The sequence below is a fragment of the Halobacillus halophilus DSM 2266 genome (genome assembly GCF_000284515.1).
Lineage (GTDB): Bacteria > Bacillota > Bacilli > Bacillales > Halobacillaceae > Halobacillus > Halobacillus halophilus.
Genome location: NC_017668.1, coordinates 3,662,295 through 3,678,019, shown reverse-complemented (window position 1 = coordinate 3,678,019; position 15,725 = coordinate 3,662,295). Strand labels below are relative to the sequence as shown.

14 protein-coding genes are annotated in these 15,725 nt (G+C 38.7%); 7 read left to right on the top strand and 7 right to left on the bottom strand.

Going from position 1 to position 15,725, the window contains the following annotated elements:
- The first annotated feature begins 140 nt into the window (after positions 1–140).
- On the top strand, positions 141–587 hold the full coding sequence (locus HBHAL_RS18120) for an OsmC family protein (protein WP_014644963.1): 447 nt from the start codon (positions 141–143) through the stop codon (positions 585–587).
- A gap of 47 nt (positions 588–634) precedes the next feature.
- On the opposite strand, the gene HBHAL_RS18115 is transcribed toward HBHAL_RS18120, so the two are convergent.
- Positions 635–2,296 carry an alpha-glucosidase gene (locus HBHAL_RS18115; protein WP_014644962.1) on the bottom strand — a complete coding sequence of 554 codons (1,662 nt, stop codon included), beginning with the start codon at positions 2,294–2,296 and terminating at the stop codon, positions 635–637.
- 681 nt (positions 2,297–2,977) lie between these two features.
- Here HBHAL_RS18115 and HBHAL_RS18110 point away from each other — a divergent pair.
- Together HBHAL_RS18110 and HBHAL_RS18105 are read left to right on the top strand one after the other, a co-directional pair.
- A complete protein-coding gene (locus tag HBHAL_RS18110; RefSeq protein WP_014644961.1) occupies positions 2,978–4,234 on the top strand; it encodes a DNA polymerase IV in 1,257 nt (418 codons plus the stop codon).
- A 177-nt stretch (positions 4,235–4,411) separates the two neighbouring features.
- The gene (locus HBHAL_RS18105; protein ID WP_014644960.1) at positions 4,412–5,008 is read left to right on the top strand and encodes a CotY/CotZ family spore coat protein; all 597 of its coding nucleotides are present in this window, start codon (positions 4,412–4,414) and stop codon (positions 5,006–5,008) included.
- Positions 5,009–5,078: 70 nt separating this feature from the next.
- Here the strand turns inward: HBHAL_RS18105 and HBHAL_RS18100 are convergent, their stop codons facing one another.
- Positions 5,079–5,450 carry a hypothetical protein gene (locus HBHAL_RS18100; protein ID WP_014644959.1) on the bottom strand — a complete coding sequence of 124 codons (372 nt, stop codon included), beginning with the start codon at positions 5,448–5,450 and terminating at the stop codon, positions 5,079–5,081.
- Positions 5,451–5,461: 11 nt separating this feature from the next.
- Complete coding sequence (locus tag HBHAL_RS18095; protein ID WP_014644958.1) at positions 5,462–6,640, bottom strand: ParM/StbA family protein; 1,179 nt, start codon at positions 6,638–6,640, stop codon at positions 5,462–5,464.
- A gap of 189 nt (positions 6,641–6,829) precedes the next feature.
- Here HBHAL_RS18095 and HBHAL_RS18090 point away from each other — a divergent pair, with 189 nt between their 5' ends.
- From HBHAL_RS18090 to HBHAL_RS18075, 4 genes are all read left to right on the top strand, one after another.
- Positions 6,830–7,654, top strand: coding sequence for a CsxC family protein (locus HBHAL_RS18090; RefSeq protein ID WP_455429231.1), 825 nt, complete (start codon positions 6,830–6,832; stop codon positions 7,652–7,654).
- A 257-nt stretch (positions 7,655–7,911) separates the two neighbouring features.
- The gene (locus HBHAL_RS18085; protein ID WP_014644956.1) at positions 7,912–8,682 is read left to right on the top strand and encodes a CsxC family protein; all 771 of its coding nucleotides are present in this window, start codon (positions 7,912–7,914) and stop codon (positions 8,680–8,682) included.
- 71 nt (positions 8,683–8,753) lie between these two features.
- The gene (locus HBHAL_RS18080) at positions 8,754–10,403 is read left to right on the top strand and encodes a hypothetical protein (RefSeq protein WP_014644955.1); all 1,650 of its coding nucleotides are present in this window, start codon (positions 8,754–8,756) and stop codon (positions 10,401–10,403) included.
- A 661-nt stretch (positions 10,404–11,064) separates the two neighbouring features.
- Positions 11,065–12,183: an RNA-guided endonuclease InsQ/TnpB family protein gene (locus tag HBHAL_RS18075; protein ID WP_014644954.1), complete on the top strand. Its 1,119-nt coding sequence runs from the start codon at positions 11,065–11,067 to the stop codon at positions 12,181–12,183.
- A 106-nt stretch (positions 12,184–12,289) separates the two neighbouring features.
- Here HBHAL_RS18075 and HBHAL_RS18070 read toward each other — a convergent pair whose 3' ends face one another.
- The 4 genes from HBHAL_RS18070 to HBHAL_RS18055 form a co-directional block, all read right to left on the bottom strand.
- Positions 12,290–12,694: an alpha/beta fold hydrolase gene (locus tag HBHAL_RS18070; RefSeq protein ID WP_087946111.1), complete on the bottom strand. Its 405-nt coding sequence runs from the start codon at positions 12,692–12,694 to the stop codon at positions 12,290–12,292.
- Between the two features lie 418 nt (positions 12,695–13,112).
- The gene (locus HBHAL_RS18065) at positions 13,113–13,715 is read right to left on the bottom strand and encodes a restriction endonuclease (protein ID WP_014644952.1); all 603 of its coding nucleotides are present in this window, start codon (positions 13,713–13,715) and stop codon (positions 13,113–13,115) included.
- A 70-nt stretch (positions 13,716–13,785) separates the two neighbouring features.
- The gene (locus tag HBHAL_RS18060) at positions 13,786–14,997 is read right to left on the bottom strand and encodes a site-specific integrase (protein WP_014644951.1); all 1,212 of its coding nucleotides are present in this window, start codon (positions 14,995–14,997) and stop codon (positions 13,786–13,788) included.
- A 41-nt stretch (positions 14,998–15,038) separates the two neighbouring features.
- Positions 15,039–15,518, bottom strand: coding sequence for an ImmA/IrrE family metallo-endopeptidase (locus HBHAL_RS18055; protein ID WP_014644950.1), 480 nt, complete (start codon positions 15,516–15,518; stop codon positions 15,039–15,041).
- Positions 15,519–15,725 lie beyond the last annotated feature (207 nt).

Genomic DNA, 15,725 nt, shown 5'->3' with positions numbered 1-15,725 from the left:
AATATTCCTGTGTAAGCATTATAGTTCCACAGAGCATAATAAGTCTTTTACAATGGAAATGGTCACACTGTAAGATCAACACGGATATTTAAAACAGTCTTATAATAAAAACAGTGTTAAACAGAAGGGAGAGGTTTAAATTGACATGGCATCACTTTCATTTGAAAGCTGAATGGCCTGGAGGTCGTAACGAAGTTGGAACAATAGAGGCAGACAAACTAAAGACCCAAATATCCATTCCCAAAGAAATGGACGGGCCAGATGTAGGCACAAACCCTGATGAAATGCTGTTAGGCGCTGCGGCAACTTGTTATATTATTACGCTTGGTGCAATGGTTGAGAGAGCAGGATTACCGCTCAAAGAGATGAGCATGGACTCAGAAGGGATTGTGGACGTAACCGACGGAGTGATCACATATAATAAAATCATTCACAAGCCGCGTGTGCTTTTGAAGTCCGAAGCTTCCGATAAAGATATGGATAAGTTGACTAAGCTGGTTGAAAAAGCTGAGAAGAGCTGTATGATTTCAAGAGCAATTGAAGGAAATGTAGCCCTTGAATTACAGCCATCACTTGGAAGAGACTAACAAAGAAAAGAAGAGAGTGAACGTGACACGTTCACTCTCTTCTTTGTTTATTGATTCATAATGTAAACTCTTGCCTCAAAAGGACGGAGAGTAAACGACGTTATATCCTCGTGGGATTCCGTGTCGTAATTCGATAATATTAAATGATCACTAGAGAGAGAATAATTTGATTCAAAATCGGCTTCGTCTGAGGTTAGATTTGTAATAATCAGCGCCACTTTATTTTCCAGTATTCTTGTATAAGCATAAATTTGAGTATCTTCTTCTAACAGTAGATCATAGATTCCATAAGTGAAAAGGGGATACTGTTTTTTAAGAGAAATCATTTGTTTATAATAGTTTAGAACTGAGTCGGATCGTCCGAGCTGGTCTTTTACGTTAATTTCCTTGTAATTAGGATTAATTTTTATCCAGGGAGTTCCGCTTGTGAAACCTGCCTTGGGCTGGTCATTCCACTGCATCGGCGTCCGGCTGTTGTCACGGGAGGTGCTCCAAAGAATCTCCATGATCTCTTTATGAGAGGCTCCCTGAGCTTTCTTCTTTTTATAAAGATTTTTGGCCGCAACATCGTCATAGTCTTCGAGAGAAGGGAAGGCGACGTTGGTCATTCCGATTTCCTGTCCCTGATAGATAAAAGGAGTGCCCTGCATCAGAAAGTACATCGTACCAAAAGAAGTGGCACTTTCTTTCCAATACTGCTCGTCATCTCCCCATGTGGAAACGACGCGGGCTTTATCGTGATTCTCAATGAATAGAGCATTCCAGCCATCATCTTCCAATGCTTTTTGCCATCGTGTTAAAGCTTTCTTTAAGCCGACAACATCAAGCTTGTCATCTCCATCTTTATTCCAGAGATCTAAGTGTTCAAACTGGAATACCATATCCATTTTTCCGTTTTCACCGACCCAGAGATTTGCTTCTTCAGCACTTACTCCGTTTGCTTCACCTACTGTCATTACATCGTAGTTAGCATACGTCTTATTTTTAAACTCCTCAAGGAACTCATGGATCCCTTCCTGGTTCATGTGCATATCAAAAGAAGAAACGTATTCTTCGCCTTCCGGGTTAGGCATATCCGGAAGGTCCGGACGTTTTTTAATGTGGCTGATCGCATCGATACGGAATCCATCAATTCCTTTCTCGAGCCACCAGTTCACCGTATCATATAACTCTTCGCGTACTTCTTCATTCTCCCAATTCAAATCCGGCTGCTTCGTGGAAAACACATGAAGGTAATATTGACCTGATGCTTCATCATATTCCCAGGCTGATCCTTCAAAAATACTTTCCCAGTTATTTGGTTCTTTTCCGTCTTTAGGGTCACGCCAAATATACCAATCACGTTTGGGGTTATTTTTAGACTTACGCGACTCGACGAACCATGGATGCTCATCGCTGGTATGGTTGAGTACGAGATCAATGATTAATTTCATATCCCGCTTATGAACTTCCTTTAATAACTGGTCAAAGTCGTCCATTGTACCGAATTCTTCGAGGATATCTTTGTAATCGGAGATATCGTATCCGTTGTCGTCCTTCGGGGATTTGTACATGGGGCAGATCCAAATAAAATCGATTCCTAAATCTTTCAGATAATCAAGTCGTTCGATCATTCCTTGTATATCACCAATACCGTCTCCATTTGAATCTTGAAAACTTCGCGGGTACACTTGATAGCCTACAGCTTCCTTCCACCAAACACGTTCCATATCCATCCCTCATTTCTTCTAAATTTAATGCTATGAAGACAGGTTCTTTTAAACTATTGTACATGAAAAAGAAAGAATGAGTAATTAAAGCAATTAGTAGTGCAACCGCTCGCACTACTAATTATTACACTGCTTAATTTTTATTGAAGAATTATTTTCACGTAAAAATAGAAATCAATTGTGCAACCGTTTGCCTTTTCAGTAATTATATAGTATCTGATTTTCTTTACTTTGACAATAGCTGGTGAATGGACTTCTTTACTGTTGTTGGTTCGTTTCAATCTATTTTAAAACAGTAAACCAAGTATGAATTTCTCTTCTGTCTTTTATATAAAGTAGCGGTTGGTTTTAACACGAAAGGACAGTCTCGCGCTATTACAAGTGGTGTACCATGGAGAACTCTTTATTACCATCTGGAGAATTTTGATGGATGGATAACACATACCACGCCCTGTCTTTTCCTGCTGTGATGCCTAATCGTCTAATCCATCCCCCCGCATATGGATTATTTTGTTATTCATCTTTTTACAGTGTAAATAATCACCAAACGCTTAAAATAGGTAAGAGTATATTTTTGCTGTATGTTTTATATGGTCCTAAAATATATAGGCGATTAGAATCCTTTACATCATAATAATATTTTCTTATAATAAGAACAAACGTTCGTGTGGAGTGGTGAGAGTGGATTATCAAGGATATCCGCGAAACGATGTGCTTTGTATTGATATGCGCAGTTTTTATGCAAGTGTAGAATGTATGAAAAGAGGGCTGGACCCTAAAAAAGCGTTATTGGCGGTGGTAGGGGACACTGCACGAAGAGGAAGTATTGTTCTCGCTGCTTCTCCCACGCTGAAACGAAAGTATGGAATCAGTAACGTCAGTAGGTATTTCGAACTGCCTGACGACCCCAGTTTAATTATTGCACCTGCGCACATGGGAGATTACCTCGAAGTATCTGTGGAAATTACCAAAATGATCAGGAATTATGTTCCACAGCAGGCTATCCACGTGTACTCGGTGGACGAATTGTGGGTCACCATTAATGGATTAAATAAGCTGTATGGAAGCCCGTATGAAATCGCTCATATGCTTCAATTTGAGATAAGAGAGCAATTCGGCATAGAATCTGTGATTGGAATTGGGGATAACAAATTTCTTGCAAAAGTCGTGATGGACATTCATGCGAAAAAGGCAGAAGACGGAATTGCAGAATGTCGATATGAAGACGTAGAAGCAAAGCTTTGGCCGTGTGATATTCATGACGTATGGGGAATTGGCTCAAGAATGACAAAAAATTTAAATCGAATGGGGATTTTGACACTTGGAGACTTAGCGCGTCACCCCTTAAAGTATCTGAAAAAAAATTTCGGCGTCATGGGAGAGCAATTATACTGGCATGCCTGGGGGATTGACCTGAGTCCTGTATATGGCAATTTTGTGAAGACAGAGCAGAAATCTTATGGCCATGGAATTACGTTATTAAGAGATTATGAAAAAGAGGAAATTTATGCCTGCCTGCTTGATTTATGCGAGGAAGCTTGCCGCCGCGCAAGAACCGATGATAAGGAAGGCAGGACGGTGCACCTGGGAATAGGATATTCGAGTGAAACAGGAGGAGGTTTCAGCCGGTCCATGTCTGTACAGTCTCCGACTAATATAACGGGGGATATGTATCAAGTATGCTTGAAGCTTTTTCAGCGTTTTTACGATGGGAAAAGTAAGATTCGGCGAGCATCGGTTGCTTTAACCAACTTGAATGATGGCTGTGATGTTCAGCTTAGCTTATTTAATAACGAACCTAAGAAGAAGGATTTAGCGGACGTTATGGACCGGATTCGTGATGAATACGGTTCTACAGCTGTCCTTAGGGCGAGCAGTTATACAAGCGGTGGTATCACTATCGAGCGAAGCAAAAAAATTGGCGGTCACTATGCATAGATTCACTATGATCATGTCATTGGTTTATGGTGATAGATAATCCGGAGTTAGTGAAGCTATAACGGTATTTGTAGAGCCAAGAGTCTGTTTTTTCATTCCTGGTAGGCGTAGTTATTACGCGAAGTAGATTCTTCAGCGTATACTATTTTAAACCTTTGGAGGAGTGAGAAAACAAACATGTATTTTAAAGATCATGAATACGAAAGTTATGATCAGCACCGGAAAGACGATTATAAAAGAGGTTGCGGCTATCACAAAAAAGAGGATCATAAAAAAAGCAGACACTATGAAAACTGTGTGGCCGATGTATTGGAAGCTATACTAGCTGCTCAAAAGAAAGCGGATAAAGATAATGGCTGTCACACTTCCTGTAAACAGTCTATAGAAGATTTACTTGGGGAAGAGAAGAAAGTTAAGAAAAACACGATTCCATTTATTTTGTATTGTGGGTGTGACCCTTATAAAGGTACAGGGGTTACCACTTACCATTGCCACTCGAAAAAAACAAAGTTCAAATGTGTAAACTCTTTTATTTTCAAGGTTAAAGACATTGAAAAAGAATGTGCCGTTCTCGAATTACTCGTCTTCAAATCAGATCTGAAGCATTCCAATGATCATGGGGAGAAATGCCATAGTAAAGATGATCATTCTGCTTGCAGTCAGATTGATCATAAAGAGTTGGATGACTTAATAGGCACGGGTATTTGCATTACGGTTGATTTGTCATGCTTCTGTTCAATTACCTGCCTACCGGCCATTCATTTACGTCACTAAATCATCATTATATTAAAAAGCAAAGAAGAAGGTAATCCTTGCCAGGCTACCTTCTTACATAAACAAATATTTACCCTCCAAATGCCTCTAAAACATCTTCGATTTCCTTTGCTCCGACTTCTCTTGATGGAGTGAATTTACTCCCGGCAGAGGTTCTATCCATATAATGAATTCCGCTACTTCCGGCTTTAAGCATCCTTTTTATTTCTAATAATTCCTGCAAAACTTCGTCGGCAGGACCTTGGTGATTAGGAGTTGCACTTAAATAACTGGTAAGAGCTGAAATCATAAAGTGCTGCAGTGTATTATTCCTGGAATGGTACTCAAGCTGCTCAATGATGGAAGGAGAAACGAGGCGAGTTTCCCCTGTCTTAACATCAATAAAACTGTCAGGAATAGTTAGAACAGTTTGATTAAAATAATCTCTGTATATTCTTGACATTTTATCACCCTCTATTTTTTAGCGGTCGCATATTCCTTTTCCTTACTGAGCAGACGCATTTTTGCAAGGATCATTAATCCCTGAACGTTTAATTTAACCATATCTTCCGGGAACAACAAGTCAATCGGACGTCCTCGCTCACTCCATTTAACAGCAGCTTCTTTAATTTGCCGTTGCGCAATGTCAGCTGCTCCCCCTACCGCAATGTATCTTACAGCTCCATTAATTTCGTTTGAATTGCTTCGTACCCGGTCAAAGTGTTCCAAATATTTAATGGCCATAGATTTGAGCTGGGGAATAATATATTTACTTATATCTTTTTTTACGCCGGCAAAAGGCTCTACATACCATTCCGACTGTCCAGCAGCTAATTTCTCCTCCAGCTCTGACCGTGAATTAAATTTGTAGAGCTCATTTTTACTGACTTTTTGAATGATATTATCAAGAAATTGATTAATTCCAAACTGTTCGCCTTCCACAGATGCGACAGGCTTACTATTTTTAATACCTACAAAGTCAACGGAATCCCCGCCTAAATCTCCGATAATAATTCCTTTTTGGGAGTCTTTAGCAAGCGATTCATTGGTAACATTTAATGAATGAGGATCACGTGTCAAACTCAGGTAGGCAAGGGCTCCCTCAGCACCTACAATGACATCTTCAATATGCACTTTTACAGCTACTTCTTTTGGCTCAAGCATCCCGGGGACTTTATGGAATATCACCGTGTGAACACCTTTTAAGCGTTCCTTGAATACATCCTTTTTTTCCTTATACTGTGTTGTTGGAAGGGAAACAGCTAATTGGTCAATGTGGTAATTAATTTCCCCTTTAGTCGGGTCAGAGATCAGGGCATGATAAGCAGCTATCGAATGTAAAAGAATATAAGTACGATCTTCATCAATTTTTTGATTGTTAAAAGAAGTAAGACTAACATTGCGCTGTTTCATGGCTGACTTGCCGACGTAGTAAATTTCCCGCTTGTCAACGATGGCCGGACTTTTAATTTCTACGATTAAATTTTCCTCAAAGTCTACATCTTCTTCATCGTAGGGTTTTTCGTAAAATTCTTCATCAAATAAAGCAAGTGCGTTTGGTAATTGATACTCCACCAATTCTCCATTATCTGAAGCCATAACTTTATACCAGCTATTTCCTAAGTCAACCGCAAAGATGTTCTTTCGCGTCATTTGATCGACCTCCTGATGGGCTAGCCTATGCCAATTGGGCAGGGAAGGGTGCGCGTACAACCGAAACTTCTTGAAAAAATCAAAAACTGCATAAGTTTGTATATTACTTTCTATTTTACTTTTCTATTATCCCTATTAAATTCCACGTTTAGACTGATTCATCTATCTATGCTTAGTAAGTAGAAGTGCATAGAATACAGTGAGGTAAAAAATAAAGGAGGAAAAAAAGTGAGTAATAAAAAACATCACTACCACGATTGTGTGGACCTTAATAAATCCGCTTCTATTGAACAATGTATGAATGAGGAAACGGACACACCTGTAACACCTGAAGGTACGCGTTTAGTTAGAATTCCTGTGAACTTAGGAGATTTCAATGTCACTACGCATATGGTGGCTAACATTGAGTTTCCATATCCTGTTTCAGAGATTAAAGACATTAAGAAAAGAGTTGTTATTCTTCAGTGCCGCCTTATGACTCGTACATCTGCCAGTCCAGATGATCAATTCAGCAGTGGGCCATTCCCATTATTCATTAAAGGGTATGTACGCAAAAACATTCAGTATGCTTCCCCTTGTTATAATGAAGCAGGAGAATGCGTGTCCTCAGAAATGAAATCACTAACGGTTAAAGTACCGTTTGAGTGCATGACGAGTGTAAATCTTGATTCACCTGCTCAATTGCCTGTTACGAATACGCGAAGCGAGTTCGACTTTTTCAGAGCTCAGGATCTTGGAAAAGGCTTCCCTGAAAAGGATAAGTTTCTATCGAGTGATATTTCCCAGTTCCATCAAAGCAGTACGGCAAATTACAATCCTCTTCCGTATTGTGAATTGTTAAGACACGAAATCCTAGAATGGGATGAAGCTACAGACAGACACTCTCATCATTATGGCTATAGTCACAGCCCTGTAGCGGAAGGCCACTTTCATCATATAGTTGAAAAAATGATGGTTACTTTTACAGTGAGTGTTTTACAAGAACAGCAAGTTCGTATTACTGCCCTGCCTTAGATCATACTTTGAAAATAATCACCCTTATACATGTATAAGGGTGATTATTTGTGTTCCATATTAACGAGCAGCACGAGGGAAGAGGGGGCGCACGTTTTATTGATAATTGAACAAGCATGAATTAAAAAAATATCTCCAAATAATTCCTTTCAAACTAAGGGCTATAGCCTATACTCCAAATCAGAATTCAGACTTTCGCCCAAACATAGTGCCCTCCTCCACATACGATGTACTATAATTTTTGAGGAGGAAATCAAATGACTGATTCACACAAAGATTTACACAAGGGTTCCCATCATTATGATTGTAAGGGGTCTTCCAATATCAAATCATGTCAAAACCATTCCGTTACACCAAGCGTAAGTATTGGGAAAATTTTCACTAAAGTTCCTGTGGTTCTGGCAGAACTCGATTTGCAGATAAATATAAATGAAACCATTACTTTTCCTGAACCAGTACTAGAAATTAAAGACATTAAGAAACGAGTCATCCTTACTCAATGTCGATTATTGCTTCCAACTCATAAGTTATTTGTTAAAGGATTTGTGCGAAAAAACATTCAATATGCCAGTCCGTGTCATGAGATTGAACATAGTACACATCAATCAGTCGCTTCTGATTTACATTCCTACACGGTAGATATTCCATTTGACTGTGTAACAGAAATCAAGGATTTTCTGTCGATGCCGGTCATGCCTAAGCTGAATGATCGACAGGAGTTTGACTTTGCGGTATCGAAGTCTCTACCTTCAGGGTACCCGGAAAAAGATCAACTGTTATCCAGTGATCTCTCTCAATTTCACCAGGAGAGCTCCCAGTTCTACAATGAGCTTGCATACTGTGAATTAGTTTCCAGCAAGATTATTGAATGGGATGAAGCGCTGGATCGATTGCCTCTTCATGGGCCCGCTTCTTTTTACGAAGGCTGTTTCACCAAATTAGAAGAAAAAATGGTATTGGATATACGTTTGAAAGTCCTGCAAGACCAGCAAATACGTGTTGCTTCTACTACGAATGATCCTTGCTGAACCTTTTTATCCTAAGTATAAAGAAAGGAGGGGCGGAAAGGAGGCTGGGATACAGCACCTTTCAAGGGTATATGAAAAGGGATAAAAACACGTTTATTCAAAAGCAATGGAGTAACCCCAATCTTTCAAGAAGGAAACTCAAAACTGCCCCAAGTGAATTCGAGAATGATTTTATAGAAGCACATCGTGAGCCCCGCCCTAAAGAGAAAAAGATTGAAGCACGACAGTACTCAAAAAAGAACCATATCTATTCTCCTCAGGGTAAAGAAGAACTGCGTCCTGTTATTTCTTCGCCGCCAGAGGTATTTGACCAAGAGTTAAAGGAAGTACCTGAGCATGAAAAGATGACTGAAAGAAAAATAAAAAGTACAAAGAAAAAAGCAGACACTGCCTCTGAAATGAGAAAACGTCTTTCCTCAAACCGAAGAGAATATTTTAACAACCTGAAGAAAACCATAGCTTTGAATGATCATGAAACCGCTCCGCCAATGCAAGAGGACCTGGCTGCACGTTCCAATGAAAATGAGTTTGGCTGGAGGGGGAAGATGGATCCAGTAAAAAATAAATCTTTTGATACTAGTGATCAAACCGGGTCGTTATTAAAAGAATTTATTTCTATGTTAGGGGAATCACCATCAATGGAAATAAGTTCTCAGTCTTTTGAGCATAGAGATCCACAGCAGGAAAACACTTTTGGAGAAGATTACTCCATGCTAAAGGATATTGTTTCATCGATTGAGAAAGAGTCTTCTAATGAATACGTTAGTTTTAAAAACCACTATGTATCTCAAATGGAAAGCAGCCAGTCAGCTGATATGTACCTTAATACAGACCAAGATTTAGACGATAATCATGACCTCTATAGAGAAATTTCTTACATGCTCTCAGAAGAGTCTTCATCAGAAAGTTCGCCTGTAATTGAAGAGTTAGATTTAGAATCCTCTTCCTCCCTGGAGCAGACGCTTTCATTTTCCCCGGATGAATATGAGGAAGATCCAATCGTTGATTTAACAGGTATCCTCCCCCTGTCTTATGGATTTTCGGATATTCTAAAGCGTGAATTCTGCCCTCCCTTTCTGACCACAAAACTAAAAGAAATGGAGACTTTACCAGAAAACGGTCTGCAGGAAGTTCCGTCAAAAGAATATGAACAGACGATTGTAAGGACTGGTTCAATAGTTGCGGAAGAAAGGCAACCTCTTCTAATTAAGGCACCTGTAGTGCTTGCCAGGCTGAACGTTGACATCCACATCCTGGAATATTTGAATCACATGGATGACATCCTGGAAGTTCTAAACTTAGACTGTAAACTATATTCTGTAAAAACCCATGTGCTTCCACACTCATCTACAGTGTTCCTAAGCGGAATATTTGCGGTTGATATTCATTATGTAAGTGATCCTCATAAACGAACGGTCCGGATTTTAAAGCAGTCAATTGCCTGGGATAAAGTAGTGAAGGTAAACTGGCTTAACCTACCTATGCTTTCCAAAATGGAAAAAGAAACGTACTCATTTGTTTCGGATAATGGGATTGAGTCAACTCATTATGAATACAATCAAGGTTATGTGAGTCCAATCACAGATCAATTACAAAACAGTTATTTTGTTTGGCATACAGATAGTACTGAGGGGCATCGCGCACGTGAACGATCTTTACAGGGAAGTGCACAAATAAAAATCGATTTATTACAGGAGCAATATATTCCTATATTATTATAATTATTTGATAGTACAACGTAAGAGGAGCTTCTATTAAGATGCTCCTCTTTTTTTAATCATTATGTAGAAGTGAAGAACTCAGCTTGGCAATGATTAGATGCTTGTTCTTCAAAGAGAATCTCAAATAAGGTCATCGGCTAAATTTTTATCTCACGGATAAACGTTGATAGGGCATGATTTACTGAAGAATGACTTCGGAGAGGTAGTTGGTGAAATGCTCTGCTGATTATAATGCTTTTCATGTGCGGTACATGTCGTTGGTAAATTTTTAAATAGGGACGAATATGACTAAATTGTCCATATAGTGTAAGCAAAGGGAAATTCATAATGGGCAATAGATTTGTGCAATTATATTTCATGCTATTTTCGTAATAACTTAGAGCTGTTTGTATATCTGCTTTTATGCATTCTTGATAAAGTAATGATTGATCTTTTTCATGAACTTGGTGAGATTTAGCAAGATGCTTACACAAAAATTTGTTATTTCCACTTTTTAACGAAATTAGCAATAAGTCCCCTTCTTCAAAAATGCGTTAGCATTTTAGGTGGGGGATGAATTGCTTCTTTTTTTGTTTTTCTTTTGATAATAAAAGACTTTCGAAGAATTTTTTGGTACTATTGAATTACGAACAAACATTCTGTTGAGAGGAGGTAATTTGATATGGTCAAAAAGAACAAAGCTTTCAAATTCAAAACAGAACCAAATTTTGAGCAACTAAACTTAATTAAAAGAACCTTCGGTTCTGCCCGCTTTATATTCAACAAAATGCTGGATGCCCGCATTTTAGCTTATGAAGATTACAAAAATGACCCAAGCGAACTGAAGAAAATGAAGTTTCCAACGCCAGCGAAATACAAAAAAGAATATCCTTTTTTGAAAGAAGTGGATAGTCTTGCTTTAGCCAACACTCAAATGAACCTGGATAAAGCTTATAAGGCTTTTTTTACTGGTCAAAATAAATTCCCAAAACACAAAAGCCGTAAAGCTCGTAAGAGCTATACCACAAATGTGGTTAACGGAAATATTATGGTCCAGGATGGCTATATCAAATTACCGAAACTCAAATGGGTGAAGTTGAAACAACATAGACAAATACCTGAAGGAAGCAAGTTGAAATCGGTCACGGTTTCAATGTCTGCGACAGGTAAAATTTATGTTTCTATTCTTACTGAATACGAAGTTGAACCTAAAGAGGTTCAACCAGAAAATATTATTGGTCTAGATTATTCTATGAAGGAATTGTTTGTAGCAAACGAAGGTACGAGAGCCAAGTACCCTCGTTTCTACCGTCAATCAGAGGATAGACTAGCCAAAGAGCAGCGCGTGTTATCACGCAGAAAGAAAGGCTCGAACCGTTGGTTCAAGCAGAAAAATAAAGTAGCGAAGCTACATGAAAAAGTAGCAAACCAACGCAAAGATTTCTGCCACAAGTGGAGCCGTAATTTAGCTGATAACTTTGATGCCATAGCTATTGAAGACCTTAACATGAAAGATATGTCTAGGGCTCTTAAATTCGGCAAAAGCGTGCACGATAACGGATGGGGAATGTTCGCCTCATTTCTTTCTTACAAGCTCGAAGAGCTTGGAAAGAAGCTTGTCAAGGTCGGCAAATGGTTCCCATCCTCTAAAACGTGCTCCAAATGCGGTAGTATTGATAAACAACTAACAGTGAGCATACGAACTTACAAATGCGCTTGTGGCCACATTCAAGACCGCGATGTGAACGCGGCTATTAACATAAAAGTAGAAGGAAAAAGGCTCCTTTCGGAGCATCAGTAATCCTAATTTCCATAATATAAACCGTTGGGACAATGGGGTTAGCTCGGCAAATTTGGTTGGCTACTAGAAGCAACTACGACCCGAGAAGCCCCCACTTCAAATTTCGTTAGAAATTAAGTGGTGGGTAGTTCACTAATGCTAGTCCTAAATAATACTGCATTCTTAAAAGAAAAGTATTAATTTCTGGGAACCCCCCAGAAAGAACGAGCGCTTTCATTCTATCAGGGTATGTGAGGGCAAACGCTTGAGCAATCGAACTGCCGGAAGAATATCCTACGATAATGGCTTCGTCAATTCCTAAACGGTCAAGAAGCAGCTGTAAATCATTAGCGAGCTGTTGGATCGTTGGTGGCTTCTCGTTTTTTCCGCTGTTTCCATGACCTCGGATATCGTACGTAATAATTCTAAATTGATTAGACAGCACATTCTGGTACTTAAAGACATGATGACCCATGTGGGGTGGATGAATAAATACAATTGGTACTCCAGCTCCTGAAGAAGTATAGTACATATGGAAAGAAGTATCTATCTCTATATATGGTATGGTGACCGGCCTCCCATTTTCTTATATTATTTACACACGAATTGTTAACATACAGACAAATGGGGAGAAGAAACATGTTTATATCTGTCAGGAGCGGACGGCTCAACTCATGGTAAAATGGGTGAGGTTCAAGAAATAAACCTAAAGAATTGCGAGTTTGCGTCATTTCATATATATTTATAGTAATACAACAGAATATAGAATCCTTCGGGGTCGGGTGAAAGTACCTCGAAGTTGTCTGTTAAATAAAGAGCCACAAACCTTGGTACTAAAGGGTTTGTGGCTTTCGTGTTTTATTCGGTTTTTGGAGTTGTTGACGAATTGTTGACGGATTATAAAAATAAGCTTTCTACATAAACAACAGATTGGTTCTTAGAGCCGGACTTTAATTAATTTCTGGAACCAGAGTATTTAATTCTTGCTCGGTATCTTCCAGTCCTTCAATCCAAAGTTCCACCAATTTTACACCATCAATCAGATCAATGTTGTTTAGCCGTTCTGCGTACTTTCTTGCTAAAGGAGTAAAAGAGCTGGTTGTTATGACGTAGCCGCCTTCAGCTCCACTCTTAACCATGTTAGAATGAATCAACGCTATAGGAGAAAAGTCCAAGTCTTCCGAATAACACTTTACTTGGCCTAGGAATAGTCCTTTTTCAGTTCTATGCTCAAAATCAACTCCAAAATCACCTGAAGAAGGTGTTACCCAAGTAGAACCTCCTTTTGCCTTTTGGTAAATATCAGCAACGAAGTCTTCAAATGAATCAGGGTTTTGTCTAAGATAAGAAGGAGAAAGTTTTAAATTCTGGTCAAGGTTCTCTTTTCTAAATCTTAAATATAATCCCATAGCAAGAGTTTTTTTCATTTCTTCATTTGATGCTAAATGGTTATAAAGTAAAGCGGTTTGATAGCGATTCTTCCTTTTAGTCAGTTGAAAATGGATAAAAGCCACGACTAACAGTACAGCAATAGCTACTTCAAAGTAAATCAATGTTCGCCCTCCCTAAACTAGATATTCAAGTATTGGACAGGGAACATGTATATTATTCACCTCATTTGATTTAATTGGAGGATTCTTTAGCGGTCTTATAATTTGGGTTATATTTTTCAAATTTCTCTGCTGTTGATCGACTAACCTTTTTCGTTAAGTGTCCATAAACATCTGAAGTGATCTTACTACTTGAGTGACCAGCTCGTTGTTGAATAGCTTTTAGAGCAGCACCTTCCTCAATTAATAGCGTAACCATGGTGTGACGAAGATCGTGCAAGCGAACATTCTTTATATTGTACTTTTTTCTAATTTCACTCCATTTTCTTGTAGCTGAAGCCGGCCAATAAGGTTTTCCTTCACCACTATGAAATATAAATTCAAAGCCCTCTCCTTGCCAATCAGCACCTAATTGTAGTTTCTCCTTGCTATACTCCAATTTGTGCTCTTTTAGCAACTCCATGTACCAGGAAGGCATTGGAACGTGGCGGGAATATTCATTAGTTTTGGTGCTTTTTATGTGGGGCTTCCCATTTTCGAAAGCGGGAATGCTGTTAGTTATGATGATTTCTTCATTCTCAAAATCAATGTCCGACCATTGTAAAGCAATTAGTTCACCTCTTCTGAATCCGCCAATAGTAGCAGTCAGAAAATATAGCCTCCAGTGGGATGGTTCATTCTGCAAAGCCTCGAATAAATTATGAACCTCATCACCTTCAAGAAATTTCATTTCCTTGCGTTTAATCTTAGGGCGTCTAAGATCAGAGAGGGGACTTTTCGAGATTATTCTCCATTCAACTGCCCTATTGAATAACACTCTCAAGGTTTTATCAATCTCATATAGAGTGCTATCTGATAAGCCTTCTCTTTTACGCTTAGAAGCTTCAGGCTTAGAGACCTCATTCATAAAGTTGACAATGTGAATGGGTTTAACTTCAGATACTTTCATATGTCCGAGAAAGGGGAGGATATAATTGTTAAGCTTTTCTTCGTAGTTTTGGCGGGTACGTAGAGCCAAGTTCTTTACTGCATGTTTCTCAAGCCAGTCCTCTTTAAAAGCTGCTATCGTTTTTTTCTCGGGAGCAATATATTCTCCGGCTTGTACTTCCATTTCAAACTTTACTAATTCTTGGTTTAAATGGTTCTCTAATTTACGCTTCGTTTTTAAAAGAGATTCTTCTACACGTATTGTTTTTGTTCTTCGAATTCTTCTCCCTTTAGCATTGTAGCCAGCTTCAACAATAAGCAAAAAAGAATTTCCACCTCTTTTTTGATAGCTTGCCATAGATTCCACCTCCTAACTTTATTCTAATAATCTGTAAGGAATCACTTGGTACAACCTGAAAGCCTGATAATCTTAATAAGACGCTCTTCACATAATTCATAAGAAACTCCAAAGTCGTGAGCCCATCGTTCGATAAGCTCAGACTCATTAAAGTCATAATTCATAATCATATGATGAGGAAGAGCAGCATAGAGCGTGAAATGGTTAGCATCTCGCTCCTGGAGCTCTCTGAAGGCATCTAAAAGCATTGTTTGTTTTCCTACATGCCGTACAGCGTGACAGAGTTCATGGAAGAACTGCTCACGCTGAGTTGCTTTATCAAGAGTAGAATTAAGGACGATTTCTTTGTACCGTCCAAACCGTGTGTAATGTGATGCGAATGGTTTATATTTGACGAAGATTTCGTAGTGCATGGCTATTTTAGGTAGTATTAATTCATTTGGGTAGTGGAAATTGCGATTTAAGTACCAATTGGTTACCCAGTCCTCTAGTGCTGTTGTTGTGTATTGTGGAAAATTCATACGATTCACCTTCCTTGAAAACATTATACGAACAAATGTTCCTATTTTGCAAATGGAATTATAACTCTCAATAGATTGGCAATGGTTGAAAATAAATCAAATATAATTGGATGTATTTGTACTGAAGTAGAAATGGAGTTTCTTGTAGTTTACTGTGAAAAACGGGGTGAAAAAATCAAAGTTAAAGTCCAATGATAATATCCTAAA